At 68.8% G+C, this 25,729-nt stretch carries 22 protein-coding genes and 1 riboswitch; of the genes, 12 read left to right on the top strand and 10 right to left on the bottom strand.

From position 1 onward, the window contains the following. Positions 1 to 108: 108 nt before the first annotated feature. A complete protein-coding gene (locus tag OG496_RS37025; protein ID WP_405973970.1) occupies positions 109 to 1,179 on the bottom strand; it encodes an SIS domain-containing protein in 1,071 nt (356 codons plus the stop codon). 214 nt (positions 1,180 to 1,393) lie between these two features. Between OG496_RS37025 and nagB the strand changes: the two genes are divergently transcribed. Beyond that, complete coding sequence (nagB, locus tag OG496_RS37020) at positions 1,394 to 2,179, top strand: glucosamine-6-phosphate deaminase (RefSeq protein WP_405973969.1); 786 nt, start codon at positions 1,394 to 1,396, stop codon at positions 2,177 to 2,179. A gap of 107 nt (positions 2,180 to 2,286) precedes the next feature. Here the strand turns inward: nagB and OG496_RS37015 are convergent, their stop codons facing one another. From OG496_RS37015 to OG496_RS37000, 4 genes are all read right to left on the bottom strand, one after another. Continuing rightward, positions 2,287 to 3,804 (bottom strand): glycoside hydrolase family 3 protein, encoded by a 1,518-nt coding sequence (locus OG496_RS37015; protein WP_405973968.1) that lies wholly within the window; start codon positions 3,802 to 3,804, stop codon positions 2,287 to 2,289. A gap of 8 nt (positions 3,805 to 3,812) precedes the next feature. Further along, the gene (locus tag OG496_RS37010; protein ID WP_405973967.1) at positions 3,813 to 4,676 is read right to left on the bottom strand and encodes a carbohydrate ABC transporter permease; all 864 of its coding nucleotides are present in this window, start codon (positions 4,674 to 4,676) and stop codon (positions 3,813 to 3,815) included. Continuing rightward, positions 4,673 to 5,656, bottom strand: a complete 984-nt coding sequence (locus OG496_RS37005; protein WP_405973966.1) for a carbohydrate ABC transporter permease — start codon at positions 5,654 to 5,656, stop codon at positions 4,673 to 4,675. Before OG496_RS37005 ends, OG496_RS37010 begins: the two co-directional genes overlap by 4 nt. Positions 5,657 to 5,761: 105 nt before the next feature. Continuing rightward, the gene (locus OG496_RS37000) at positions 5,762 to 7,048 is read right to left on the bottom strand and encodes an extracellular solute-binding protein (RefSeq protein WP_366489790.1); all 1,287 of its coding nucleotides are present in this window, start codon (positions 7,046 to 7,048) and stop codon (positions 5,762 to 5,764) included. 309 nt (positions 7,049 to 7,357) lie between these two features. Here OG496_RS37000 and OG496_RS36995 point away from each other — a divergent pair, with 309 nt between their 5' ends. From OG496_RS36995 to OG496_RS36950, 10 genes are all read left to right on the top strand, one after another. After that, the gene (locus OG496_RS36995) at positions 7,358 to 8,122 is read left to right on the top strand and encodes a GntR family transcriptional regulator (protein WP_366489788.1); all 765 of its coding nucleotides are present in this window, start codon (positions 7,358 to 7,360) and stop codon (positions 8,120 to 8,122) included. Between the two features lie 88 nt (positions 8,123 to 8,210). After that, a complete protein-coding gene (locus tag OG496_RS36990) occupies positions 8,211 to 10,352 on the top strand; it encodes a carbon starvation CstA family protein (RefSeq protein WP_405973965.1) in 2,142 nt (713 codons plus the stop codon). After that, the gene (locus OG496_RS36985) at positions 10,324 to 10,536 is read left to right on the top strand and encodes a YbdD/YjiX family protein (RefSeq protein ID WP_405973964.1); all 213 of its coding nucleotides are present in this window, start codon (positions 10,324 to 10,326) and stop codon (positions 10,534 to 10,536) included. The genes OG496_RS36990 and OG496_RS36985 overlap by 29 nt, the downstream gene beginning before the upstream one ends. A 152-nt stretch (positions 10,537 to 10,688) precedes the next feature. Beyond that, positions 10,689 to 10,952 carry a DUF3311 domain-containing protein gene (locus OG496_RS36980; RefSeq protein WP_405973963.1) on the top strand — a complete coding sequence of 88 codons (264 nt, stop codon included), beginning with the start codon at positions 10,689 to 10,691 and terminating at the stop codon, positions 10,950 to 10,952. Beyond that, on the top strand, positions 10,949 to 12,559 hold the full coding sequence (gene mctP, locus OG496_RS36975; protein WP_366489782.1) for a monocarboxylate uptake permease MctP: 1,611 nt from the start codon (positions 10,949 to 10,951) through the stop codon (positions 12,557 to 12,559). The genes OG496_RS36980 and mctP overlap by 4 nt, the downstream gene beginning before the upstream one ends. Positions 12,560 to 12,668: 109 nt before the next feature. Further along, positions 12,669 to 13,175: a GNAT family N-acetyltransferase gene (locus OG496_RS36970; RefSeq protein ID WP_405973962.1), complete on the top strand. Its 507-nt coding sequence runs from the start codon at positions 12,669 to 12,671 to the stop codon at positions 13,173 to 13,175. Positions 13,176 to 13,192: 17 nt separating this feature from the next. Next, a riboswitch (cobalamin riboswitch) is annotated at positions 13,193 to 13,352 on the top strand. A gap of 124 nt (positions 13,353 to 13,476) precedes the next feature. Continuing rightward, on the top strand, positions 13,477 to 15,906 hold the full coding sequence (locus OG496_RS36965) for a ribonucleoside-diphosphate reductase subunit alpha (RefSeq protein ID WP_405973961.1): 2,430 nt from the start codon (positions 13,477 to 13,479) through the stop codon (positions 15,904 to 15,906). Then, a complete protein-coding gene (locus tag OG496_RS36960) occupies positions 15,906 to 16,919 on the top strand; it encodes a ribonucleotide-diphosphate reductase subunit beta (RefSeq protein WP_366489779.1) in 1,014 nt (337 codons plus the stop codon). Before OG496_RS36965 ends, OG496_RS36960 begins: the two co-directional genes overlap by 1 nt. 310 nt (positions 16,920 to 17,229) lie before the next feature. Further along, positions 17,230 to 19,314, top strand: a complete 2,085-nt coding sequence (locus OG496_RS36955) for a putative Ig domain-containing protein (protein ID WP_405973960.1) — start codon at positions 17,230 to 17,232, stop codon at positions 19,312 to 19,314. A gap of 127 nt (positions 19,315 to 19,441) precedes the next feature. Continuing rightward, positions 19,442 to 19,900 carry a hypothetical protein gene (locus tag OG496_RS36950; protein WP_366489776.1) on the top strand — a complete coding sequence of 153 codons (459 nt, stop codon included), beginning with the start codon at positions 19,442 to 19,444 and terminating at the stop codon, positions 19,898 to 19,900. Here OG496_RS36950 and OG496_RS36945 read toward each other — a convergent pair. Beyond that, positions 19,878 to 20,042, bottom strand: a complete 165-nt coding sequence (locus OG496_RS36945; RefSeq protein ID WP_329257156.1) for a hypothetical protein — start codon at positions 20,040 to 20,042, stop codon at positions 19,878 to 19,880. The two genes, OG496_RS36950 and OG496_RS36945, sit on opposite strands and share 23 nt — an antisense overlap. Before the next feature lie 87 nt (positions 20,043 to 20,129). Here OG496_RS36945 and OG496_RS36940 point away from each other — a divergent pair, with 87 nt between their 5' ends. Further along, the gene (locus OG496_RS36940) at positions 20,130 to 21,092 is read left to right on the top strand and encodes a GlxA family transcriptional regulator (RefSeq protein WP_405973959.1); all 963 of its coding nucleotides are present in this window, start codon (positions 20,130 to 20,132) and stop codon (positions 21,090 to 21,092) included. A gap of 16 nt (positions 21,093 to 21,108) precedes the next feature. On the opposite strand, the gene OG496_RS36935 is transcribed toward OG496_RS36940, so the two are convergent. From OG496_RS36935 to OG496_RS36920, 4 genes are all read right to left on the bottom strand, one after another. Then, positions 21,109 to 22,479 (bottom strand): cytochrome P450, encoded by a 1,371-nt coding sequence (locus tag OG496_RS36935; RefSeq protein ID WP_366489773.1) that lies wholly within the window; start codon positions 22,477 to 22,479, stop codon positions 21,109 to 21,111. Beyond that, the gene (cyc1, locus tag OG496_RS36930) at positions 22,476 to 23,573 is read right to left on the bottom strand and encodes an epi-isozizaene synthase (protein WP_366489772.1); all 1,098 of its coding nucleotides are present in this window, start codon (positions 23,571 to 23,573) and stop codon (positions 22,476 to 22,478) included. The genes OG496_RS36935 and cyc1 overlap by 4 nt, the downstream gene beginning before the upstream one ends. Before the next feature lie 296 nt (positions 23,574 to 23,869). Further along, positions 23,870 to 24,520, bottom strand: a complete 651-nt coding sequence (gene def, locus OG496_RS36925; protein WP_405973958.1) for a peptide deformylase — start codon at positions 24,518 to 24,520, stop codon at positions 23,870 to 23,872. A gap of 195 nt (positions 24,521 to 24,715) precedes the next feature. Continuing rightward, a complete protein-coding gene (locus OG496_RS36920; RefSeq protein WP_033282065.1) occupies positions 24,716 to 25,696 on the bottom strand; it encodes a tetratricopeptide repeat domain-containing protein in 981 nt (326 codons plus the stop codon). Between the last annotated feature and the right edge of the window lie 33 nt (positions 25,697 to 25,729).

The raw sequence follows: 25,729 nt of genomic DNA, 5'->3' as shown, positions 1-25,729 counted from the left end.
TAGACCACATGCGGTGTCCATGCTTTGAAGGACGTTGAAGAGCCTAACCGTGTCGGGTCCTGTGCGGGACTGATTGGTCATGGGAATTTCCGTGGCCGGGACACGGGCTCAGCGGGTCTCCGTCACCTTGGCCAGGGCGCGGGGCGCGTCCGGGTCCTGGCCGCGGGCGATGGTGACCTCGTAGGCGAGGAGCTGGAGCGGGAGGATCTCCAGGATCGGCTGGAGTTCCTCGGGGACGCCCTCCACAGGCAGGACGAAACCGGCCGAGGCCTGGTCGACCTGGCCGGCCGGGCCGATGACGACCAGGTCGGCGCCCCGGCCGCGCAGCCGGTCGAGGACGGGCTGGAGGGCGGTGCCGCCCTTGCCCGCCGTCACGACCGCGATGACCGGGGAGACGTTGTCGACCATCGCGAGGGGGCCGTGCAGGAGGTCGGCGCCGGAGTAGGCGAGCGCGGGGATGTAGCTGGTCTCCATCAGCTTGAGGGCGGCTTCCTTGGCGGTGGGGTAGCCGTAGCCGCGCGAGGTGATCACCATGCGTTCGGCGAAGCGGTAGCGGGAGGCGAGGGTGCGGACCTCGTCCTGGCGGGCCAGGAGCTGCTCGGCGATGTCGGGCAGCGCCTTGGCCGCCGCGCCGTCGCCGCCGCGCAGGCCCTCGACGAAGAGGTAGAGCGCGAGGAGCGAGGCGGTGTACGTCTTGGTCGCGGGGAGGGCCTTCTCCGGGCCCACCATGATGTCGACGTGGTACTCCGACACGGCGGCCAGGGGTGAGTCCGGGTTGTTGGTCACGGCGACCGTGATCGCGCCGGCCTCGCGGGCGGCCCGGGTCGAGGCCACCAGGTCCGGGGAGCCGCCGGACTGGCTGACGGTGACGACGAGGACGTCGGTCAGGTCGGGGCGGGCGCCGTAGGCCGTGGTCGTCGACATCGAGGTGAGTCCGCAGGGCAGGCCGAGGCGGATCTCCAGGAGGTACTTGGCGTAGAGGGCCGCGTTGTCCGAGGTGCCGCGGGCGGTGAGCAGCACGAAGCGGGGCCTGCGGGCGGCGACCTCCTGGGCGACCTGGCGGATGCGCGGGGCGCCCTCGTCCAGGATGCGGCGCAGGACCGCGGGCTGTTCGGCCATCTCGCGGGCCATGATCCGGCCGGGGAGTTCGCTGTCGGGGGCCGGGGTCGTGGCGGTCATGCGGGGTCCTCCGGAGGTCGGTCGGGGCTGTGCTGCGGTGTCCATTTCACCCCCTCTGCGCGAGGTGCGCCTCTGTGGGGCGGTTACCGGTCTTCGGACAGGGGGCGAACTCTGGGAGGCAGGAGCCTCCTCTGTTAGATTGGTGCGCGGATTGGTCTAAACCACACAGCTCCTCCGGGCTCCTCGAAGCCCCTCTGCAGAACGGCAGGCCAGCGTGGAAGTTGTCATCGTTCCGGACGCCAAGTCGGGCGGCGAACTCATCGCCGAGGCCATGGCACAGCTCCTCCGGCGCAAGCCGGACGCCCTTCTCGGCGTGGCCACCGGGTCGACGCCACTGCCCATCTACGAGGCGCTGGCCGCGAAGGTCCGCGCCGGGGCGGTGGACACCTCGCGGGCGCGGATCGCCCAGCTCGACGAGTACGTGGGGCTGCCCGCCGAGCACCCGGAGTCGTACCGTTCGGTCCTGCGGCGCGAGGTGCTGGAGCCGCTCGGGGTCGGGATGGACTCGTTCTTCGGGCCGGACGGGACCGCCGAGGACGTGCAGGCGGCGTGCGAGGCGTACGACCGGGCGCTGGGTGCGGCCGGCGGGGTCGACCTGCAGGTGCTGGGCATCGGGACCGACGGACACATCGGCTTCAACGAGCCGTGCTCGTCGCTGGCCTCGCGGACCCGGATCAAGACGCTGACCGAGCAGACGCGGGTGGACAACGCGCGGTTCTTCGACGGCGACATCGAGCAGGTGCCGCACCACGTCATCACCCAGGGCATCGGCACGATCCTGGAGGCCCGGCACCTGGTGCTGCTCGCCACCGGCGAGGGCAAGGCGGACGCGGTCGCCGCGACCGTGGAGGGACCGGTCGCCGCGGTGTGCCCGGCTTCGGCGCTGCAGTTGCACCGGCATGCGACGGTCGTGGTCGACGAGGGCGCCGCGTCCAAGCTGAAGCTCGCGGACTACTTCCGGCACACGTTCGTCAACAAGCCGGACTGGCAAGGGATCTGACAGGGTCTCACATCTGTACGTGCCGGTGCCGGGCCCGCTCGTGGAGGGCCCGGCACCGGTGTATTCGGAGGTGTTCCCCCGGGTCGGGGTCGCTCCCCCGGCTCACGTCACACGCCCGCGATGACCTCCGCCGCCGCGTGGCCACAGACGCGGGCCGCACCGTGAGTCGCGATGTGCAGAGCACCTCGGGGCGGTGCCTGCGGGACGCCCATCTCCACCACGACGGTGTCGGGCCGGGCGGCCAGCAGGGTGTCGAGGGTGGCCGCCATCCAGGGGTGCCGGTGTTCGTCCCGGACCACGGCCACGACGCGCCGGGTCCCGGCCGCCTCCAGGATCACACTCCCCGCGTCGTCCCCGGCGAAGCCGGCCGTCTCCGTGCCGGGCAGGAGCCGTTCGAGTTCGGCGGCCACGCCCCAAGGGGTCTCGTCGCCCACGGCGATGTTGGCGACGGGGGTGAGGAGGGCCACGTACGGCGGTTCGGTGAGCGGGGTGAAGTCCTCGGCGCCGGTGACCGTGAGGGCACGGCGGGCGGCGACGAGACCGATGTCGACGCGCGTCACATCCGGTGCGGGGCCGGGGGTCTCCTTCGAGGCGGAGGCCGCCCACCGGGCCAACTCCCGTACCCGCTGCGCCGCTTCGGCCAGGCGTTCCTCCGGCAGCTCTCCCGACCGCACCGCCCCCACCAGCGCGTCGCGCAGTCGTCGTACCGTCTCGTCGTCCGCGAGGCCCCCGCCCACGCAGAGCGCGTCCGCGCCGGCGGCGATGGCGATGACGCTGCCGCGTTCGATGCCGTAGGTGGCGGCGATGGCCTGCATCTCGATGGCGTCGGTGACGATGAGGCCGTCGTAGCCGAGCCGGCCGCGGAGGAGGTCGGTCAGGACGCGGAGGGAGAGGGTGGCCGGGTGGTCCGGGTCCAGGGTGGGGACCAGGATGTGGGCGCTCATCACCGCGCGGGAGCCGGCGGCGATGGCCGCACGGAACGGGAGCAGCTCGCGTTGCTCCAGGACCGACAACTCGGCGTCGATGCGCGGCAGCGCGTGGTGGGAGTCGACCGCCGTGTCGCCGTGGCCCGGGAAGTGTTTCGTGCAGGCGGCGACGCCCGCCGACTGGAGGCCGGTGACGTAGGCCGCCGTGTGCCGGGCCACCAGCTCCGGGTCGGCGCCGAAGGACCGGACGCCGATGACCGGGTTGGAGGGGTTGGAGTTGACGTCCGCGGAGGGGGCCCAGTTCAGGTTCACGCCGCATTCCGCGAGTCTGCGACCCAGTTCGTGGGCCACCGCCCTCGTCAGTTCCACGTCGTCCACCGCGCCCAGGGCGTGGTTGCCCGGGAAGGAGGAGCCCGTGCGGGCCTCCAGGCGGGTGACGTCTCCGCCCTCCTCGTCGATCGCGACCAGCACGTCGTCCCGTTCGGACCGCAACTGGGCGGTCAGCGAGGAGAGTTGACCGGGTGACGCGATGTTGCGGCCGAACAGGCCCACCGAGGCGAGGCCTTCACCGAGGCGCCGGAGCAGCCAGTCGGGGGCCGTGGTGCCGGGGAAGCCCGGTTGCAGGACGGTGAGGGCGTCGCGCGTCAGGCCATCTTTTACAGAATCAGACGCTGTGGTACCGCTGGCGAGTGTCGTCATCGGTGGCGTTATCCCTTCACAGCGCCCGCGGTCAGCCCCGCGGCCATCTTGCGCTGGACGATGAGGAACAGGACGACGATCGGCACGGCCATCATCGTGGCGCCGGCCATCATCGGGGCGTACTCGGTGCCGTGCTTGGTGGTGAAGTTGCCGAGCCAGACGGTCGCCGTCTGGTGCTCCTGGCTGAGCAGCATGAGGGCGTACAGGTACTCGTTCCAGGCCTGGATGAAGCCGTAGACCGAGGTGGCGACCATGCCGGGGGCCAGGAGCGGGAAGACCACGCGGATGAAGGCGCCGGTGCGGGAGCAGCCGTCGACCATGGCCGCCTCCTCCAGCTCCTTCGGGATGTTGACGATGAAGCCGCGCAGGGTCCACACCGTGAACGGGAGGATGAAGGTCAGGTACGTGATGACCAGGCCGGAGAGCTTGTCGTACTGGTCGAGGTCGTTCAGGAGCAGGAAGACCGGGATGATCATCGAGACCAGCGGGACCATCTGGACCGCGAGGATGCCGACGATCACGATCTTGCGGCCGCGGAAGGCGAAGCGGGAGATCGCGAGCGCGGCCAGCAGGCCGACGACCACGCCGATGACGACCACCGACAGGGACACGATGAGGCTGCGGCCGACCGGGCCCCAGAAGTCGGCGATGTCCAGCGCCCGGCGGAAGTTGTCGAGCGTGATGCCGGTGGGCAGCAGGCTCGGGTCCGGGTCGATGGCGTCCTTGGCCGGTTTGAACGCCGTGTCGAGCATCCAGTAGAGGGGGAAGCCGACGACGACGAAGACGAGCAGGCCGAGGAGGTTCCAGCCGACCTTGGACTTCCGGCGCCCACCGGTCGGCTTCCGGGGCGCGTCGGTCGTGAGCGCGCTCATTCGACCTCTCCGATCTGAAGCATCTGACGCATGTAGACGGCGACGACCCCGAGCAGCAGCACCACCGTGACCAGGGCTATCGCGGAGCCCTGTCCGTAGTCGTTGACGACGAAGGCACGGTCGTACGAGTAGGTGCTGAGCAGTTGGAAGTCGGCCTCGGGGTGTCCGCCGCGCATCACGAAGACCTGGGGGAAGACGCCCATGTCCCAGATCACCGACAGGGTCGTGAGCATCACGATGATCGGCTTGAGGATGGGCAGGGTGACGTACCGGAAGACGCCCCACGCGCCGGCGCCGTCGAGGCGGGCGGCCTCCTCCAGCTCCTGGGGGACCTGGGTGAGTCCGGCGCTCAGGGTGATCACCACGAAGGGCACCGCGCCCCACACCACGAGCAGCATGATGACGAGGAGGCCCTGGGGTCCACTGGCGAACCAGTTGTGGCCGATCATGTCGACGCCGGGGAGCTTGCTGAGCAGCGCGTTGAAGATGCCGTAGTCCGAGTCGAAGAGCCACTTGAAGACGGTGGTCGCGACGATGACCGGCATGCCCCAACTGGCCACCAGGACAATGTTGATGAGGGTCTTCATCCAGCCGGAGACCTTCTGCTGGAGCAGGGCGAGGGCCATGCCGGCGACCATCGTGAAGATGACCGAGCCGGCCGCGAAGACGATCGTGCGGACGACGACGCCCCAGAACTCGCCGTCGCCGAGGATCCCGGAGAAGTTGTCGAAGCCGATCCACTCGGCGGGCTTGAAGCCCCACAGCTGGGACTGGCCGAAGGACTGGAAGGACAGCGTGACCAGGCGGACCAGCGGATAGCCCATGACCAGGGCGAGAATGAGCAGACAGGGCGCGAGCAGCAGCCAGGGGATCCCGGCCCCTCTCGACGTCCGCCGTCCACGGGGTGCGTCGGAGACGCGCGGTGGGGGCGCCTGCCGCGGCGGCGGCACCTTGGCAGGGGTGGTCGTGTCGGCACTCATCGCGCGCTCCTCAGCGATCCCTCAGGTCGTACGGCCGTGCTTCGTACGAGTCGCGGGGCCCTGCCCCGAGAACACCGAGGTGTCCAACAGGGCCCCGCGCTCAGGTCACTTGGTGTTGATGACCTTGTCGATCGCGGCGTCCGCTTCCTTCGCGGCGTCCGCCACCGACTTCTTGCCGGTGCCGATGTTCTGCAGCATGGTCTGCAGGACCTGGGCCTTCTCGACCTGGCCCCAGCCCGGTGCCATCGGGACGAACCAGTTGGACTCGGCCGCGGTGGCCGGGACCGCCGTCGCGGGGTCGCTCTTCAGCGTCGCGAGGTCGGTCTTGTTGTTCGGCAGGTTGCCCTTGGCCATCAGGCCCTTCTGGCCGGACGGACCGGTGAAGGCGTTGATCCACTCGGCGGCGAGTGCCTGCGCCTTGGACTTCACCGGGACGGCGAGGTCCGAACCGCCCAGGAACACGGGCATGTTCTTGCCGGACGGGCCGGGCATCACGAAGTTGACGAGGTCGGTCTTCAGCTTGCCGCCGGTCTTGTCGTTCTTCGGGTCGGCGGCGGTCGCGCCCTCCCACGCGGCGGCGAAGATCATGGACGCCTTGCCCTGGCCGTAGACGATGTAACGGTCGGACTCGTCCTTGGTCTTGTCGCCGTGCATGTACTTGTCGATGACCGACTTCCACTCGTTGAGTCCCTTGATGGACTCGGGCGAGGAGAGGCTGGCCTTCCAGTCGCTGCCGGACTGGGTGGCGATGGCGCCGCCGGCGTCGTAGACGAAGGACATGGCCGCGTACCAGTCACGGGTGGGCTGGTACCAGGCGCTGAACTTGCTGCCTTCCTTCTTCTGGATCTTGTCCAGGTCGGCGGTCAGCTCGGTGTACGTCGTCGGCGGGGCCTTGACGCCGACCGAAGCGGCGATGTCCTTGCGCCAGTTGGCGACGCGGCCACCGGCGTAGTACGGGACGCCGTAGGTCTTGCCGTCGTAGGTCACCGAGGCCTTGAGGCCGTCGAGCCAGGCGGAGGAGTTGGTGAACTTGGCGGGGTCGACGGGTGCGAAGGCGCCCTTGACCATGTAGCTCAGCATCTCGGTGTTGCCCATCTCGACCACGTCGGGCACCTTGTCGGTGGCGAGAACCGCGTCGAGCTTGGTGTTCTTGTCCGGCCAGCCGTAGTACTCGTGCTTGATCTTGACGCCCGGGTGCGCCTTCTGCACGGCCGCGTCGGCCGCCTTCACCAGCTGGGGCCAGTTGTTCTGCGCGTCGACGGTGAGCCAGACGGTCAGCTCCTTGGCGTCGGCGCCGCTGTTCGAAGAGCCCTTGTCGTCGTTGCCCCCGCACGCCGCGATGGAGACCATCATGCCCGCGATACCGATCGCGGCTATCAGCTTGCGCTTCACGCCACCCTCCTCAGGGATGCCTGCCACACCTCCCGCCCAAGAGCCGGGACCTGAACCAATGGTGTAGACCAGTACCGGGAGCTTGGACCAGACCACAGAGCCTGTCAAGAGCCCTCGAAACACCCCTGACCAGCCGTTATGCGACCTACATATGCAGGAACCTTTAAGTAAGAAGGCAGCGAAAACAACGGTGCCGGAGTACTCTCTTCCGCTAGACCACTTGGCGCTGTGGACTAGACCAAAAGAGACGGCGACGGTATACAGAGGGGATCACCAAGTGACCCTTGTCCGGAGCCCGGAAGGCGGAGCATGAGCACCGACGTCAGCAGTGCGGAGAACGAGGGTGGGGCCACCGTCCGCACCGCGCGTGTGCCCAAGTACTACCGCCTGAAGAAGCACCTGCTCGACATGACGGAGACGCTGGCGCCCGGCACGCCCGTCCCGCCCGAGCGCACTCTGGCCGCGGAGTTCGACACCTCGCGCACCACCGTGCGCCAGGCCCTGCAGGAACTGGTCGTCGAGGGCCGCCTGGAGCGCATCCAGGGCAAGGGCACGTTCGTCGCCAAGCCGAAGGTCTCGCAGGCCCTCCAACTCACCTCGTACACCGAGGACATGCGCGCCCAGGGCCTCGAACCGACCTCGCAGCTCCTCGACATCGGCTACATCACCGCCGACGACACCCTCGCCGACCTGCTCGACATCACCGCCGGCGGCCGGGTCCTGCGCATCGAGCGCCTCCGCATGGCCAACGCCGAACCGATGGCCATCGAGACGACCCACCTCAGCGCGAAGCGCTTCCCCGCCCTGCGCAGGTCCCTCGTCAAGTACACGTCCCTGTACACCGCGTTGGCCGAGGTCTACGACGTCCACCTCGCCGAGGCCGAGGAGACCATCGAGACCTCCCTGGCCACCCCGCGCGAGGCCGGCCTCCTCAGCACCGACGTCGGCCTGCCCATGCTGATGCTCTCCCGCCACTCCCTCGACAAGGAGGGCAAGCCGGTGGAGTGGGTGCGGTCGGTGTACCGGGGGGACCGCTACAAGTTCGTGGCGCGACTCAAGCGCCCGCAGGATTGAGCCACTTGAGCTAGTGCACGCGGTGTAGCGCTGTCACGCAAGCTGCTCTACGTTCCTCCCGTCGCCGCATGGACGGGAGGACTCCCCGGTGCGTACCGCGAACGTCCGAACCATCGTCGTCTGGACCCTCGTCGCGCTCGTCGGCGCGACGGGCTGGTCCGTGCTCGCGCTGGCGCGGGGCGAGAACGTGTCGGCCGCCTGGATGGTCGCCGCCGCGCTCGGCTCGTACGCCATCGCCTACCGCTTCTACGCGAAGTTCATCGCGTACCAGGTCCTGAAGGTCGACGGCACCCGGGCCACCCCGGCCGAACGCCTCGACAACGGCATCGACTACCACCCCACCGACCGCCGCGTCCTGCTCGGCCACCACTTCGCCGCGATCGCCGGCGCGGGCCCGCTCGTCGGACCCGTACTCGCCGCGCAGATGGGCTACTTGCCCGGCACGGTCTGGATCATCGCCGGGGTCATCTTCGCGGGCGCGGTCCAGGACATGGTGGTCCTGTTCTTCTCAACTCGGCGCGACGGCAGGTCACTTGGGCAGATGGCCCGCGAGGAGATCGGCCCGTTCGGCGGCGCGGCCGCCCTGATCGCCACCTTCGCCATCATGATCATCCTGCTCGGCGTGCTGGCCCTGGTCGTCGTGAACGCGCTGGCCTCCTCCCCCTGGGGCACCTTCTCCATCGGCATGACGATCCCGATCGCCCTCCTGATGGGCTTCTATCTACGGGTACTTCGCCCCGGCCGCGTCTCCGAGGTCTCCCTGATCGGCGTGGCCCTGCTGCTGCTCGCCCTGGTCGCGGGCCGCTGGGTCGCCGAGTCGTCCTGGGCCGGCACCTTCACCCTCGCGCCCTCGACGCTGGTGATCTGGCTGGTGGCGTACGGCTTCGTCGCCTCGATCCTCCCCGTCTGGACCCTGCTCGCCCCGCGCGACTACCTCTCCACCTTCATGAAGATCGGCACGATCGGCCTGCTGGCGATCGGCGTCGTGGTCGCCCTGCCCGCCCTGAAGATGCCCGCGGTCACCGACTTCGCCAAGCACGGCAACGGCCCGGTCTTCGCCGGCTCGCTCTTCCCCTTCGTCTTCATCACGATCGCCTGCGGCGCCCTGTCCGGCTTCCACTCGCTCATCTCCAGCGGCACGACCCCGAAGATGATCCAGAAGGAAACCCAGATCCGCATGATCGGCTACGGCGCCATGCTGATGGAGTCGTCGGTCGCCGTCATGGCGCTGGTCGCCGCGAGCATCATCGACCCGGGTCTGTACTTCGCGATGAACGCCCCGGCGGGCGCGATCGGCACGACGGTGCAGAACGCCTCGCAGGTGGTGAGCAGTTGGGGCTATCACATCTCCCCCGCCGACCTCACGCAGGCCGCGAAGAACGTCGACGAGGCGAGTCTGCTGTCCCGCACCGGCGGTGCACCGACCCTCGCGGTCGGCGTCTCGGAGATCTTCTCCAAGGTGACCGGCGGAAGCCTGCGCGCCTTCTGGTACCACTTCGCGATCATGTTCGAGGCGCTGTTCATCCTGACCGCGCTGGACGCGGGCACGCGGGTGGGCCGGTTCATGCTCCAGGACATGCTCGGGAACGTCTACCGGCCTTTCAGGAACGTGAGTTGGCGGCCGGGCCTGGCCCTGACGAGCGCGATCGTGTGCGCCCTCTGGGGCTACTTCCTCTGGGTCGGCGTCCACGAACCCCTCGGCGGGATCAACCAGCTCTTCCCGATCTTCGGCATCGCCAACCAGCTCCTCGCGGCGGTCGCGCTGGCCGTCTGCACCACCCTCCTGGTGAAGTCCGGGCGCATCAAGTGGGCCTGGATCACCGGGATTCCGCTCGCCTGGGACGCGACGGTCACCCTGACCGCGAGCTGGCAGAAGGTGTTCTCCGGCGACCCGAAGGTGGGCTTCTTCAAGCAACGGTCCGTGTTCCAGGACGCGATCGACGCGGGCAAGGTCCTGCCGCCCGCCAAGTCCATGGACGACATGCGCACCGTCGTCACCAACTCCACGGTGGACGGGGTGCTTTCGGCCATTCTCGCGGTGCTCGTCGTGGTCGTCATCGCGGACGCCCTTCGCGTCTGCGTTCGACACGTCCGCCGCCCCGCGCTCTCCACGCTGAGCGAGACGCCGTACGTCGAGTCGACCATCGTGGCACCGGCCGGGCTGATCCCGACCCGGGAGGAGAAGGAGGAGGCGACCCGCGATGCGGTCGGCGCTGACGCGGGCGGCTAGCCGGCTGGCCGGTGGAGTGCGGTGGTACGTCCGGGAGTTGACGGACGAGTCGGCGTACGACCGCTATGTCGCGCACGTACGCCGGAACCACCCCGAGGCGGAGGTCCCCGGCCGCCGCGACTTCGAACGCATGCGGACGGACCGTCAGGAGGCCGATCCACGCCAGGGTTTCCGCTGCTGTTGACGCCGGCCGTCGACGGCCTCCGTTGACACCGATGTCACGCCTTCACAGAATCGACATGCCGATATACGGACGGGGTCTTCCGCACGCGCGACGCCGTGACCTAGATTGCCTGCGCATTACACAGGCGATCATTGAGGTGACGGAGCCGCGACATGTCAGACGTACCCGAAGTTCCGCCCGAAGTGGGACCACCGGTGGTGACACCGGCCCGCGTCGTCATCGCGGTCTGCCTCGTCGCGCCGTTCGTGGCGCTGCTCTGGGTCGGCTCCTACACGAAGATCGACCCCACGTTCATCGGCGTCCCGTTCTTCTACTGGTACCAGATGCTCTGGGTGCTGATCTCGACCGTGCTGACGATGACCGCCTACAAGCTGTGGCAGCGCGACCAGCGGACCCGCCATGGAGGTAACCGGTGAACGACGGCGTGAACGGCGTCGCTCTCGGCGTCTTCATCTTCTTCTTCCTGGCCGTCACGGTCCTGGGCTTCCTGGCCGCCCGCTGGCGCCGCGCCGACAACGAGCAGAGCCTCGACGAATGGGGCCTGGGCGGACGGTCGTTCGGCACCTGGGTCACCTGGTTCCTGCTCGGCGGTGACCTCTACACGGCGTATACGTTCGTGGCGGTCCCGGCGGCGGTCTACGCGGCGGGCGCGGCGGGCTTCTTCGCGGTGCCGTACACGATCCTCGTGTACCCCCTCATCTTCACGTTCCTGCCCCGCCTCTGGTCGGTGTCGCACAAGCACGGATACGTGACGACCTCGGACTTCGTGCGCGGCCGCTTCGGCTCGAAGGGTCTTTCGCTGGCGGTGGCGGTCACCGGCATCCTCGCGACGATGCCGTACATCGCGCTCCAACTGGTCGGCATCCAGGCCGTGTTGGACGTCATGGGGGTGGGCGGCAGCGCCAACTCCAACTGGTTCGTGAAGGACCTGCCGCTGCTGATCGCGTTCGCCGTGCTGGCCGCGTACACCTACTCGTCCGGCCTGCGCGCGCCCGCGCTGATCGCGTTCGTGAAGGACGGGCTGATCTACATCGTGATCACGGTGGCGATCATCTACATCCCGATCAAGCTCGGCGGCTTCGACGACATCTTCAGCGCGGCGGGCGCCAAGTTCAAGGCTGCGGGAGCGGGCGGACTCGTCCCCGCACCGGCGGGCCAATGGACGTACGCCACACTGGCGTTGGGCTCGGCGCTGGCCCTCTTCATGTACCCGCACTCGATCACCGCAACCCTCTCCTCCAAGAGCCGCAACGTGATCCGCCGCAACACCACGATCCTGCCGCTGTATTCACTGATGCTGGGCCTGCTCGCGCTGCTCGGCTTCATGGCGATCGCGGCCGGAGTCAAGGTCACCAACGGGCAGTTGGCGATCCCGCAGCTGTTCGAGAACATGTTCCCGGACTGGTTCGCGGGCGTGGCCTTCGCGGCGATCGGCATCGGAGCGCTGGTACCGGCGGCGATCATGTCCATCGCGGCGGCGAACCTCTTCACCCGCAACATCTACAAGGACTTCATCAAACCGGACGCGACCCCGGCCCAGGAGACCAAGGTCTCCAAGATCGTCTCCCTCCTGGTGAAGGTCGGCGCCCTGGCCTTCGTCCTGACGATGGACAAGACGGTCGCCATCAACTTCCAGCTCCTGGGCGGCATCTGGATCCTCCAGACCTTCCCGGCCCTGGTCGGCGGCCTCTTCACCCGCTGGTGCCACCGCTGGGCCCTCCTCGCCGGCTGGGCGGTCGGCATGATCTACGGCACCCTCGCCGCGTACGGCGTCGCCTCCCCGACCCAGGATCACTTCGGCGGCTCGTCCAAGGAGATCCCCGGCATCGGCGAGATCGGCTACATCGGCCTGACGGCGTTCGTCATGAACGTCGTGGTGACGGTGGTCCTGACGTTCGCCCTGAAGGCGTTCAAGGCCCCCGATGGCATCGACGAGACGAGCCCCGGCGACTACACGGCGGACGCGGGCGACCCGGGCGTAGAGGTGGAGCTGCCTCCGGCGACAGCGGGGGCAACTCACTAGCGCCGGCTGACCGTCCCCGCCCAAGGGGCGCGACCAGCCACGACGAACCGACAGCGGGCCGCCGAAAAGCAAGTTACTCGGCGGCCCGCTGTCGTCCACACTCACCCGCATGGACTTCCTCATCCGCCGAGCGGACCCCGCCGAATACGAACCCCTCGGCACCCTCACGGCCCACGCCTACCTCGACGACGGCCTCCTCGACTACGGCGAGACCGACCCCTACCTCCCCGTACTGAAGGACGTGGCAAGCCGGGCCGCGGCCGCCGAGGTCCTCGTCGCGGTGGACGGCGACCACCTCCTCGGCGGCGTCACCTTCGTCCCGGGCCCCGGCCCCATCGCCGACATCGCGACAACCGGCGAGGCGGAGATCCGCGCCCTGGCGATCGCCCGCGCCGCCCGCGGCCGCGGCGCCGGCGAGGCCCTCGTCCGCGCCTGCGTGGACCGCGCACGGGCCACCGACGGCTGCACGGCCGTCGTCCTGTCGACCCAGTCCTCCATGCACGCGGCCCACCGCATCTACGAACGTCTGGGTTTCGTCCGCACACCCGACCGGGACTGGAATCCCGTGCCACACCTGGACGATCTCACTCTGCTCACCTATCAACTGACGCTCTGAAACCGCCGCGACACAACATCTGGTGGTGCCACGACAGCCCGGCACAAGATGTATGCTCATGCTCGCTGTCGCCGCAGGGGAATCCGGTGCGAATCCGGAACTGTCCCGCAACGGTGTACTTACGTGCATATGCACGCATGGTCAGTCCGAGGACCTGCCGACGGCGCGCGTCCGGCCACCCGGCCAGGGCGCATGACGTCCGGGCCTCGTGGAGTGGGCCGGTGGACGCGACGCCCCGTGCGCTCGTGTACTGCCGCCTGCCCTCGGCGAGGCCCCGTGCCGAGCGAGGGAGAGCCCCACCGTGACCATCGCGCCAGCAGAGCCGGCATCAGCGACCCAGGCGAACGAGGCGAACGTAGCGACCGCGACCGGACCCGGAACCGACGTTCCCGGAACGGCTGTTCAGGACGCCGACGGCCCCGGTACCGCGATCCTGCGGACCCTGACCGAGCTGACCGCCGACCTCCCCGACGCCGACGCCGGCCGGGTCGCCGCCGCCACGTTGCGCGGCCGGTCCGCGCACGCGGACGTGGCGGAACTGCGCGAGCTGGCGACGGAGGCGGCCGCCGGCCTCATCTCCGAGGACCCGGTCTACTCCCGGCTGGCCGCCCGGCTGCTGACGGTCAGCATCGCCGCCGAGGCCGCCTCCCAGGGCGTCACGACGTTCACCGAGTCCGTCGCCGTGGGCCACCGCGAGGGCCTCATCGCGGACCGTACCGCCGAGTTCGCGACGCTGCACGCGGCCCGCCTGGACGCGCTGATCGACACGGAGGCCGACGACCGCTTCGGCTACTTCGGCCTGCGCACCCTGTACAGCCGTTACCTCCTGCGGCACCCGATCACCCGCAAGGTCATCGAGACCCCCCAGCACTTCATGCTCCGGGTCGGGGCCGGCCTCGCCGAGGACGACAGCACCCGCGCCCTGGACGAAGTCGCCGCGCTCTACCGCCTGATGAGCCGCCTGGACTACCTCCCGTCCTCCCCCACGCTCTTCAACTCCGGCACCCGGCACCCCCAGATGTCGTCCTGCTACCTCCTCGACTCCCCGCTGGACGAGCTGGACTCCATCTACGACCGCTACCACCAGGTCGCCCGCCTCTCGAAGCACGCCGGCGGCATCGGACTGTCGTACTCCCGCATCCGCAGCCGCGGTTCGCTGATCCGGGGGACGAACGGGCACTCCAACGGCATCGTCCCGTTCCTGAAGACGCTGGACGCCTCGGTCGCCGCGGTGAACCAGGGCGGCCGGCGCAAGGGTGCCGCCGCGGTCTACCTGGAGACCTGGCACTCCGACATCGAGGAGTTCCTGGAGCTGCGGGACAACACCGGTGAGGACGCCCGCCGTACGCACAACCTGAACCTGGCGCACTGGATCCCGGACGAGTTCATGCGCCGGGTGAACGAGAACGGCGACTGGTCGCTCTTCTCCCCCGCCGACGTGCCCGAGCTGGTCGACCTGTGGGGCGACGAGTTCGACGCGGCCTACCGCAAGGCCGAGGCGCGGGGTCTCGCCAAGAAGACCATCCCGGCCCGTGACCTCTACGGCCGCATGATGCGCACCCTCGCGCAGACCGGCAACGGCTGGATGACCTTCAAGGACGCGGCCAACCGCACCGCCAACCAGACGGCCGAGCCGGGCCACACGGTCCACTCCTCCAACCTCTGCACGGAGATCCTGGAGGTCACGGACGACGGCGAGACGGCGGTGTGCAACCTGGGTTCGGTGAACCTGGGCGCGTTCGTCACCGATGGTGAGCTGGACTGGGAGCGGCTGGACGAGACGGTCCGCACCGCCGTCACCTTCCTGGACCGCGTGGTCGACATCAACTTCTACCCGACCGAGCAGGCGGGCCGTTCCAATGCCCGCTGGCGCCCGGTCGGCCTGGGCGCGATGGGCCTCCAGGACGTCTTCTTCAAACTCCGCGTCCCCTTCGACTCCCCGCAGGCGCAGGCCCTCTCCACCCGGATCGCCGAGCGCATCATGCTCGCCGCGTACGAGGCCTCCGCCGACCTCGCCGAGCGCAACGGCCCGCTCCCGGCCTGGGAGAAGACCCGTACGGCCCGCGGTGTCCTGCACCCCGACCACTACGGCGTGGAACTGACCTGGCCGGAGCGCTGGTCGGCGCTGCGGGAACGTATCGCCCAGACCGGCATGCGCAACAGCCTGTTGCTGGCGATCGCCCCGACTGCCACCATCGCGTCCATCGCCGGCGTCTACGAGTGCATCGAGCCGCAGGTCTCCAACCTGTTCAAGCGCGAGACGCTCTCCGGCGAGTTCCTCCAGGTCAACTCCTACCTGGTCGACGAGTTGAAGCAGCTCGGCGTGTGGGACGCCCGCACCCGCGAGGCACTGCGCGAGGCCAACGGCTCGGTGCAGGGCTTCAGTTGGATCCCGGAAGACGTGCGCGCCCTGTACCGCACGGCCTGGGAGATCCCGCAGCGCGGCCTGATCGACATGGCCGCCGCCCGCACCCCGTTCCTGGACCAGTCCCAGTCCCTGAACCTGTTCCTGGAGACGCCGACGATCGGCAAGCTCTCCTCGATGTACGCGTACGCCTGGAAGCAGGGCCTGAAGACGACGTACTACCTGCGCTCCCGCCCGGCGACCCGCATCGCCCGCGCGGCCCAGGCCCAAACGCAAACCCCCATCCCCGTACAGCAGTTGACCCCCGACGAAGACGCGGTCGCCTGCTCCCTTGAGAACCCCGAGTCCTGCGAGGCCTGCCAGTGATGAGCTCCACCGAAAAGAACCTCCTCGACCCGGGCTTCGAGCTGACCCTCCGTCCCATGCGCTACCCGGACTTCTACGAGCGCTACCGGGACGCGATCAAGAACACCTGGACCGTCGAGGAGGTCGACCTCCACTCGGACGTCTCCGACCTCGCGAAGCTGACGCCGGGTGAGCAGCACATGATCGGGCGGCTGGTCGCGTTCTTCGCGACGGGTGACTCGATCGTGGCGAACAACCTCGTGCTGACGCTGTACAAGCACATCAACTCCCCCGAGGCGCGGCTCTACTTGAGCCGTCAGCTCTTCGAGGAGGCCGTGCACGTCCAGTTCTACTTGACGCTGCTGGACACCTACCTCCCCGACCCGGCGGACCGGGCGGCCGCCTTCGACGCGGTGGAGAACATCCCCTCCATCCGCGAGAAGGCCGAGTTCTGCTTCAAGTGGATCAACGAGGTCGAGAAGCTGGACAGCCTCCAGACCCAGGCCGACCGCCGCCGCTTCCTCCTCAACCTCATCTGCTTCGCCGCGTGCATCGAGGGCCTGTTCTTCTACGGCGCGTTCGCGTACGTCTACTGGTTCCGCAGCCGGGGTCTCCTGCACGGCCTCGCCACCGGCACCAACTGGGTGTTCCGCGACGAGACCATGCACATGAGCTTCGCCTTCGAGGTGGTCGACACCGTCCGCAAGGAGGAGCCGGAGCTGTTCGACGACCAACTCCAGCAGGAGGTGACCGACATGCTGCGCGAAGCCGTCGAGGCTGAGCTGCAGTTCGGGCGTGACCTGTGCGGTGAGGGTCTGCCGGGCATGAACACCGACTCGATGCGCCAGTACCTGGAGTGCGTCGCGGACCAGCGCCTCCAGCGGCTGGGCTTCGCGCCGGTCTACGGCTCCGAGAACCCCTTCTCCTTCATGGAGTTGCAGGGTGTCCAGGAGCTGACGAACTTCTTCGAGCGCCGCCCGTCGGCGTACCAGGTCGCCGTAGAAGGCACGGTCGACCTGGACGAGGACTTCTAGGACCCCGCCAGAGGACTCCCCTAGCGGACCCCCGGTCCCCTTTATCTGCCTCTTACTTCGCGGACGGCCCATGGAGCTTCCATGGGCCGTCCATGGAGTTTCTATGGAGCGGCAAAGTTCATGGGGTGCGTCTGTTCGCGGTCTCGTCGCCCCGGCTACGTTCCACCCGTCCTGTTCATGTCATTCACCAATGGCCCCACAGGACGCTCAAAGTGTCATGCCCATGACGACGTCATCTGCCGCCGCTACGCGCGTCACAGGCCTGCCACCACGCCGAGGAACCCCACTCCAACGATGGAGGCAGTACCCCATGCGTGAGAAGCCCAGACGGAGTCTGCGAAGACTGCTGACCGCCGCCGTACCCGCCCTCACCCTCAGCGTCTTCGGGCTCGTGGCGGCCTCCCCCGCCGGCGCGCAGCCCGCCCCACAGGCCGCCGTCCAGTCCGCCCAGGTCTCCAAGGTCACCCAGAACTCCAAGGCCCTGACGTCCCCCGCGGCCCAGGCCGTCCACTCGACCGGCAAGGCCGGCCAGAAGGTGCCGACCGAGCACCTGTGCGCCGCCGCCACCCCCGGTCACGCGTCCTGCTTCGCCCAGCGGCGCACCGACATCAAGCAGAAGCTGGCCGCCGCCGTGCACTCCGACGCGGCCGCAGCGGTCTCCGGGCTGAGCCCGGCCAACCTGCACAGCGCGTACGCGCTTCCCTCGACCGGCGGCTCCGGCCTGACGGTCGCGGTGGTCGACGCGTACAACGACCCCAACGCGGCCTCGGACCTGGCCACTTACCGCTCCAACTTCGGCCTGTCGGCCTGCACGGTGGCCAGCGGCTGCTTCAAGCAGGTCAGTCAGACCGGCTCGACCACCTCGCTGCCGACCAACGACAGCGGCTGGGCGGGCGAGGAAGCGCTCGACATCGACATGGTCAGCGCGGTCTGCCCGAACTGCAACATCATTCTGGTGGAGGCCAGTTCGGCCACCGACTCCGACCTCGGCACCGCCGAGAACGAGGCCGTGACCCTGGGCGCGAAGTTCGTCTCCAACAGCTGGGGCGGCTCCGAGTCCTCCTCGCAGACCTCCGAGGACACCTCGTACTTCAAGCACCCGGGTGTCGCGATCACCGTCTCCGCCGGTGACGAGGACTACGGCGCCGAGTACCCGGCAACGTCCCAGTACGTGACGGCAGTCGGCGGCACCGCGCTCTCCACGTCGTCCACCACGCGTGGCTGGACCGAGTCCGTGTGGAAGACCAGCAGCACCGAGGGCACCGGCTCCGGCTGCTCCTCCTACGACGCGAAGCCGAGCTGGCAGACCGACACCGGCTGCACCAAGCGCATGGAGTCCGACGTCTCCGCCGTCGCCGACCCCGCCACCGGCGTGGCCGTCTACGACACCTACGGCGGCTCCGGCTGGGCGGTCTACGGCGGCACCAGCGCCTCGTCCCCGATCATCGCGGGCGTCTACGCGCTGGCCGGCACCCCGGGTACCAGCGACTACCCGGCGAAGTACCCCTACTCCCACACCAGCAACCTGTACGACGTCACGAGCGGCAACAACGGCTCCTGCACGACGAGTTACTTCTGCACCGCGGGCACCGGCTACGACGGCCCGACCGGCTGGGGCACCCCGGACGGCACCGCCGCCTTCACCTCCGGCACCACCACGGGCAACACGGTGACCGTCACCAACCCGGGCAGCCAGTCCACCGTCACGGGTTCCACGGCCAGCCTGCAGATCTCGGCCACGGACAGCGCGAGCGCGACCCTCACCTACAGCGCGAGCGGGCTGCCGACCGGCCTGTCGATCAGCAGCTCGACCGGGCTGATCTCGGGCACCGCGTCCACCGCCGGCACCTACGCCGTGACGGTGACCGCGACCGACTCCACCGGCGCCTCCGGTTCGGCCTCCTTCACCTGGACGGTCAGCACCTCCGGCGGCGGCAGCTGCACCTCGACCCAGCTCCTGGGCAACGCGGGCTTCGAGTCCGGCAACACCACCTGGACCGCGACCAGCGGAGTCATCACCAACGACAGCGGTGAGTCGGCACACGCCGGTTCGTACTACGCGTGGCTCGACGGCTACGGCTCGACCCACACCGACACGCTGTCCCAGTCGGTGACGATCCCGTCCGGCTGCACGGGCACGACCTTCACCTTCTACCTGCACATCGACACCGCGGAGACCAGCACCAGCACGGCTTACGACAAGCTGACGGTCACCGCCGGATCCACCACCCTGGCCAGCTACTCCAACCTCAACGCGGCCACCGGGTACGTACAGAAGAGCATCAGCCTCTCCGCGTACGCCGGCTCCACCGTGACGCTGAAGTTCAGCGGCGTCGAGGACTCCTCCCTCCAGACCAGCTTCGTCGTCGACGACACCGCCGTGACGACCAGCTGACCCCGTCATGAGCTGGACCCCGGCCGTCTCGCAGCGGCCGGGGTTCTGTCATGTCCACGGATATTTCACAGCTCACGAGGGATCCGGATGCGTCCGTGACACGTCAAAGGGGCAAAGGAGGCCCCCCATGCGCCGATCGATTCTCGGTCCGTCCCTCGCCGTCGCCACCCTGGCGCTCGCCCTCACAGGCTGCGGCGGCACGAAGTCCGACACCGGCAGCGGCAGCGTGTCGCCGTCGTCCTCCCCCACGCCGAGCAAGAGCCGGTCGGCCTGTACGGCGAAGGAGACCCTCGCCGCCACCGACACGAACGGCACGTTCTGCCTGACGACCGGCAACACCGTCCGCATCCTGCTGGACGGGACGACCACCCGCCCCTGGGCGCCGGTCAAAACGGTGGGCAGCGGCCTGAAGGCCACCAACAGCGGGATCCTGATCCGGCCCGGCGACGCGAGCAACGCGTACGAGGCGGTGTCGGCCGGGACCGTGAAGCTCACGTCGTCCCGGCCGCTGTGCGCGACCGCCCCGCACAAGATCTCCTGCAAGGGCATTCAGGAATGGTCGGTCACCGTCGTGGTGTCGAAGTGATCATCCGGTGGGCGGTCCGGATCTGACGGTCGATGCGCCGGTCGTGCGCGATGCCGAGCAGCGACGGGAAGGTCACGGCCACGAGGATGCCGACGACGGTGAGGAGGGCGATGAGGTTGTCCATGGCTGTGTTCATGGACATGAGTCTCGTCCTTTTGACTCCTTACCGTGAGTGGCAGGACTGCCGTACACCCTCGATTTACTGCCACTTGTGGCGCACACTGGCCCCATGCTGAAGAACGTGGCCGTGGTCCTGCTCGACGGAGTCGCCCCCTTCGAACTCGGCGTCGTCTGCGAGGTGTTCGGCCTCGACCGCAGCGACGAGGGACTGCCGGTCTACGACTTCGCGGTCGCCTCGGCCGAGGGGCCGACGCTCACCACCCACGCGGGCTTCTCCCTGACCGTCGACCACGGCCTGGAGCGCCTGGAGACCGCGGACCTCATCGCCGTACCGGCGGGCGCGACCTATGCGGAGCGGGAGTACCCGGAGGAACTCCTCGACGCCCTGCGGCGGGCCGTGGACCGGGGTGCCCGGGTGCTCAGCGTCTGTTCGGGCGTGTTCGTGCTGGCCGCCGCCGGGCTGCTGGACGGGCGGCGGTGCGCGGTGCACTGGCACCACGCCGAGCTGCTCGCGCGGCGGTATCCGAAGGTCGTCGTGGAGCCGGACGTGCTGTACGTCGACGAGGACCCGGTGATCACGTCCGCCGGTACCGCGGCCGGCATCGACGCCTGTCTGCACATCGTCCGCAAGGAGCAGGGGCCGGAGGTCGCCAACGCCATCGCGCGGCGCATGGTCGTACCCCCGCACCGCGACGGCGGCCAGGCCCAGTACATCGAGCGGCCGCTGCCGCGCTCGCAGTGCGACACGGTGGGCGAGGTGCTGGTGTGGATGGCGGAGCACCTCGACCAGGAGGTCACCGTCGAACAGCTCGCGGCCCGCGCCCTCATGTCACCGCGGACCTTCGCCCGCCGCTTCCAGCAGGAGACCGGGACCACGCCCTACCGCTGGATCCTGCGTCAACGGGTGCTGCTGGCCCAGCAGTTGCTGGAGGGGACGGACGAGACGATGGACGCGATCGCCTGGCGCGCCGGCTTCGGCACCGCACCCGCCCTGCGCCACCAGTTCGTCCGGGCGCTGGGCACCACGCCGAACGCCTACCGGCGCACGTTCAGGGGCCCGGAAGCCGCCTGAACGTACGCCCGTCACATCACCTCGACACGGGCCTGAGCAGCAGCCGGTTCGGGCGGAGGGTGATGCCGACGCGGGTGGTGTCGTTCGAGCCGGACACCTGCTCGAAGCGGTACCTCGTCGCCACCGCCGCCGTGATCAGGCTCAGCTGGGCCATCGAGAAGTGGTCGCTGGGACACTTCCGGTTGCCGTTGCTGAACGGGCTCATGGCGAACTTCGGCACGTCCTTGGACCGTTCCGGAAGCCAGCGGTCGGGGTCGAACTCCTCGTTGTGCGCATACGAACGCGGGTCGCGCTGGATCGCGTACGGACTGTAGATGATGTCCGCCCCGGCCGGAATCCGATAGCCGCCCAGTTCGGTCTCGGCGACCGCCCGCCGCGTCAATATCCATACGGCGGGACGCAGCCGCATCGCCTCGACGACGACATTGTTCGTGTGCGTGAGCTTCCGGACGTCGTCGAATGCCACCGGGCGGCCGCCCGTCACGGATTCGACCTCTTCGCGTACCTTGTCGGCGTGTTCCGGGTGTTCGGTGAGGACCTGGAGCAGCCACATGATCGTGGACGCGATTGTTTCGCTTCCCGGGGTGAGGATCGCGACGACCTGGTCGTGGATCTCCTGTTCCCCGATCGGGTCGCCATTGTCGTCCGTCGCCTCCAGCAATGCCGTCAGCAAATCGTCCGGCTTTTGACCAGATTCGCGCCGCTCGGCCACGATCTCGTCGACGAGGAGATGCAAATCGGCCAGTGCCCGGTTGAATTCGCGGTTGGCCGGGAGGGGCAGCCGGTAGAGCGGTCCAGCCGGTACCACCATCCGCCGGTACATGCCCCGGAAGACGGTGGCGAGCGCGACGCACAGCCGCTCGGCGCGCTCGTCCATGAAGTCGCCGCGCAGCAGACAGCGGGCCGCGATCCGCACGGCGACCCGGAAGGACTCGGAGGTGCAGTCGATCGTCCCGCCCGCCTGCCAGCGTTCGGTGAGCGCGTGCGCTTCTTCCTCCATGATCGGTCCGTAGCCGGGGATCGCGTCGAGGCGGAACGCGGGCTGGATGATGCGCCGTTGGCGCCGGTGCAGGGACCCGTTGGCCGTGGCCACGCCCTCCTTGCCGAGCAGTCCCTCCAGGGACTCCCACAGCGGGCCCGCGATGATGAAGTCGGGGTTCAGCGCCAGGGCTCCGGTGAGGGCCGGCGCGGTGACGGCGTAGACCGTCTTCGGGCCGAGGCGGAGCCTCACGACGTCGCCGTGGTCGCGGAGTTGGGCCATGAAGGCCAGGGGGTCGCGGACCAGCTTCCAGCCGTGGCCGAGAAGCGGGACCCTGCCGCCCGCGACGGGCGGCTCCAGCAGCTCCGGCACCTCGGATGCCGCGGGCTTCACAGACTCGACGGTCATTTCTCACCTGCCGCTTCGTTGTTGACGTACGGGGGTGTGGACCGGTCGTCCCAGCTGTCGACCATGTAACGGCCGGACTCGTGGTGGAACCAGTAGACGGTGCTGAACCAGTTCCGCATATTGCCGAGGCAGGTCCGCACGGCGGCACTCAGTTCCATTCCGCGCACGGTGCCGTCGTCGAGCCGGTCGGCGAGACGTAAGGTGTCCTGTTCCGCGACGAGGAATTCGTCTGTGCATTCCTCGATACGGCGCCTCAGTTCGGCGACCGCGTCCTCAAGGGTCAGCCCCTCGTGCTTGATGAGGCTGATTCCGAGATTGTGGACCTCGTCGCCCGCGAGTTCCTTGGGCAGCGAGCAGAGGTCGTTGTACCAGGCGGCGAATTCCTGGCTGAGCAGTGCCGCCCTTCGATATCCCGGGTGTTTCCGCACACTGTCCGGGAGTTCGAGTCCCGCGCTCGCCTCCAGCAGGTCCGTCCAGATCCAGTGGGCGAAGGTGAGCCGGCGCAGCGCGAGGTATTCCTCGACCGTGGGGACGGTCCCCTCGGTGCGGTTGCGGAATTCACGGTCGTAGGCCTCGATGACCGCGTGGAAGTGCCGGGCGAACCGTGCGTTCCAGGTGTCGGGCAGGAACGAGTAGATCCGCATCATGCTGTCGGCGAACCCGGCGACCAGCGGATCCGGGTGGAGCAGATGGTGCCGTGGTGAATCCAGTGCCGCGTGCAACCGGAACCTCAACCGCCGCCAGGCGTCGGGGCGTTGGTGCACGATGTCCCGGTCGTGGCGGTCGTCCCAGACGAAGAACCACGCGCTGTAGTCCGCTATCGCCTGGAGCACCTCGTCCGGTGCGCCCAAGTAGTACCCGGCCATCAGGTCCGTGTAGCAAAGACCGTCGGCATATTCCCTTACCTTGTCCGCCGGCATGAGGCGCTTTTCCAGCAGCCAGACACGTGTCTTCTCCTGGAGCCTCGGCCAATACGGATGCAGTTGCCGGGGAAACGCCGCCTCGATCACCGGGAGAGAGAGCGACGGTGGTACCGCGATCGCCGTCGTTACCGTTGCCGTTGTCGATGTGGTGCTGTGTGAGAAAGCAGGCACGAACAAACCCCTCTCAGCCGCCAGTTGCGCACGCCCCTCCCGCTGTGCCGGGCGTGCGCCGTTGCGTATCCCCGCACTTCCTATTCAGCACCACAACTGACCGTTCTGGGAACGGATTTGCTCCCTTCACTACCCCCAAGTGCCGAGAATCCCCCCTTGTGTGACCGATTCTGGATCACTACACGAGCACAAACGATCGAATGTGCGAGGGACAGACGAACGGCGCCTGGTCAGGGAGTTGCACCTGAACAGACGCCGTACGTAAGGGAGACGGGCGACCGCTGGGGTCGGCCGGATCAGTCGTTGGCGACCACGGGGTAGCGGGGCTCGTTCTCGGCCATCTGCCGCAGCGCGTCCTTGCGGTCGCGCTTGGAGAGCCGGTCGATGTAGAGGTAGCCGTAGAGGTGATCGGTCTCGTGCTGCAAACACCGAGCGAAGTAGCCGGTGCCGCGGACCTTGACCGGGTTGCCCTTCTCGTCCTGTCCGGTCACCTCGGCGTAGTCGGGCCGCGCGAGCGGCGCATACGCGGTGGGCACCGACAGACAGCCCTCGTTGCTCTCGTCCAGATGCCGCTTGTCGGCGGGCAGGTCGACCAGCTTCGGATTGCAGACGACACCGACGTGCCGTTTGCCCTCGTCGTCCATGCAGTCGTAGACGAAGACCTTCAGGTCGACGCCGACCTGGTTCGCGGCGAGGCCGACGCCCTCGGCGGTGCGCTGCGAGGCGAACATGTCGGCCACCAGCGTCTCCAGCTCCGCGCCGAAGTCGGTGACGTCCCTGCACTCCTTGTGCAGCACCGGATTCCCGACGACCGTGATCGCCCGCGAGACCCCCCGCTCCCGCCAGGCCGCCTCACGCTCCTCGGTCCCCTCGGTGTCGATGACAAACCCCTCGTCATCCACGGGGAGCACGCCCACGTGCTGCTGATCGGTGTCCTGCTGCGCCATGACCGACGTAAGCCTTCCTGAAAACCAAGGGGGAGAAGTTGCTGATACAGGGTACGTGGAGTTCTTCAAGAGACGCGGTCCTGTGTCAATGGGCGGCGACCACGCCCTGTCCTCAGGGGCGCGGTCCTGCGCCGATCTGCGACTCCGCCGCGCGAGCGCGACCAGCGACAACGGGCCCGCACCCGACCAACGGCCTCAGCAGACCTCTTCCAAGTCCCGCCAGTCCCGGGAGTCAGGGCTGTCGGCGACCCACCCGTCCAACAACCCCCGAACCAGCGACGCGGGGGCCGCGAGCCCACACTCACGCTCAGGCACCCACAACTGCCCGTCCGTCCGGTGCCCCAGCGGCCCAGGATGCCCGGGCTCACTGTGATCATGCGGATCAAGATGCTCCCCGTCGCCCTCGTCGGAAGGCATCCGGGACTCGGAACACATCCGGCACAGCAACCGCACGGAGGACGACCAGTCCTCCGCCGCGAACCCCGCGTCCGCCGCCAACTGCTCCAACGCATCCCGGTCGGCCTCGGCGGCAGCCTCCAGCAGCACCACCCACGTAGGCACAGGCGACGGCGCCCACAACTCGATCTCGTCGAACACGGGGTACGAGTGCCCGGCGGCGGTCGTCCGCTCCCCGTGCGGCACCCCGTCGTGCAGCACGACCTCACCCCAGCGCCGCCCGGACGAGGGAAGCGGAATGGACAGCACCTCGATGCGCGCGGGATCCAGCCGCCGCCCCCAGACGACCTCGGCCTCCCCTTCCGGAGACAGCCGTACAGCCGCGCTGCCGAGATCCATCCCGGCCGGCTCACCCGCCCCGGTGACCCCGCCCGGCACCCGCAGCCCGTACGCCTGCCAGGCCCGCCGGGCCAGCGGCCAGTCCTGGAGCGCGGTGGCCGCGATGCCCACGTTCCACCAGTCAGGCGCGCCGGCCTCCCGGTCGAGCAGCGCGACGGCCCGCAGCCCGGCCGCCCGCGCCTGCTCCCAGTCGTGCCGGAACTTGTGCAGCAGGGCGAGGTTGAACCAGGACTCGGACAGCCAGGGCTCCAGATCGGCGGCCCGCGTCAGCAGCGCGCCCGCGTCCTCGTACCGACCGTCGCCGATCAGCGTGAACGCGCGGTCTGTGGCCTGCCGCCAGGAGGCGGAGGGCCGGTGCCGTCCCTTGCCGAAGATCCTCACGATTCCCGCCTGCCAGTTCCGTTCAGTGGGCTG

The organism is Streptomyces sp. NBC_00988, assembly GCF_045162645.1.
Classification (GTDB): domain Bacteria; phylum Actinomycetota; class Actinomycetes; order Streptomycetales; family Streptomycetaceae; genus Streptomyces.
The sequence above is the reverse complement of the archived record's forward strand: the minus strand, read 5'-3'. Positions and strand labels throughout refer to the sequence as shown.

What these genes read in the sequence shown, in the direction of transcription:
- OG496_RS37025 (WP_405973970.1), bottom strand. Translation starts at nt 1,179, where the DNA reads ATGACCGCCACGACCCCGGCCCCCGACAGCGAACTCCCCGGCCGGATC.
- OG496_RS37015 (WP_405973968.1), bottom strand. Translation starts at nt 3,804, where the DNA reads ATGACGACACTCGCCAGCGGTACCACAGCGTCTGATTCTGTAAAAGAT.
- OG496_RS37010 (WP_405973967.1), bottom strand. Translation starts at nt 4,676, where the DNA reads ATGAGCGCGCTCACGACCGACGCGCCCCGGAAGCCGACCGGTGGGCGC.
- OG496_RS37005 (WP_405973966.1), bottom strand. Translation starts at nt 5,656, where the DNA reads ATGAGTGCCGACACGACCACCCCTGCCAAGGTGCCGCCGCCGCGGCAG.
- OG496_RS36995 (WP_366489788.1), top strand. Translation starts at nt 7,358, where the DNA reads ATGAGCACCGACGTCAGCAGTGCGGAGAACGAGGGTGGGGCCACCGTC.
- OG496_RS36985 (WP_405973964.1), top strand. Translation starts at nt 10,324, where the DNA reads ATGCGGTCGGCGCTGACGCGGGCGGCTAGCCGGCTGGCCGGTGGAGTG.
- OG496_RS36980 (WP_405973963.1), top strand. Translation starts at nt 10,689, where the DNA reads ATGTCAGACGTACCCGAAGTTCCGCCCGAAGTGGGACCACCGGTGGTG.
- OG496_RS36970 (WP_405973962.1), top strand. Translation starts at nt 12,669, where the DNA reads ATGGACTTCCTCATCCGCCGAGCGGACCCCGCCGAATACGAACCCCTC.
- OG496_RS36960 (WP_366489779.1), top strand. Translation starts at nt 15,906, where the DNA reads ATGAGCTCCACCGAAAAGAACCTCCTCGACCCGGGCTTCGAGCTGACC.
- OG496_RS36955 (WP_405973960.1), top strand. Translation starts at nt 17,230, where the DNA reads ATGCGTGAGAAGCCCAGACGGAGTCTGCGAAGACTGCTGACCGCCGCC.
- OG496_RS36950 (WP_366489776.1), top strand. Translation starts at nt 19,442, where the DNA reads ATGCGCCGATCGATTCTCGGTCCGTCCCTCGCCGTCGCCACCCTGGCG.
- OG496_RS36945 (WP_329257156.1), bottom strand. Translation starts at nt 20,042, where the DNA reads ATGTCCATGAACACAGCCATGGACAACCTCATCGCCCTCCTCACCGTC.
- OG496_RS36940 (WP_405973959.1), top strand. Translation starts at nt 20,130, where the DNA reads ATGCTGAAGAACGTGGCCGTGGTCCTGCTCGACGGAGTCGCCCCCTTC.
- OG496_RS36935 (WP_366489773.1), bottom strand. Translation starts at nt 22,479, where the DNA reads ATGACCGTCGAGTCTGTGAAGCCCGCGGCATCCGAGGTGCCGGAGCTG.
- def (WP_405973958.1), bottom strand. Translation starts at nt 24,520, where the DNA reads ATGGCGCAGCAGGACACCGATCAGCAGCACGTGGGCGTGCTCCCCGTG.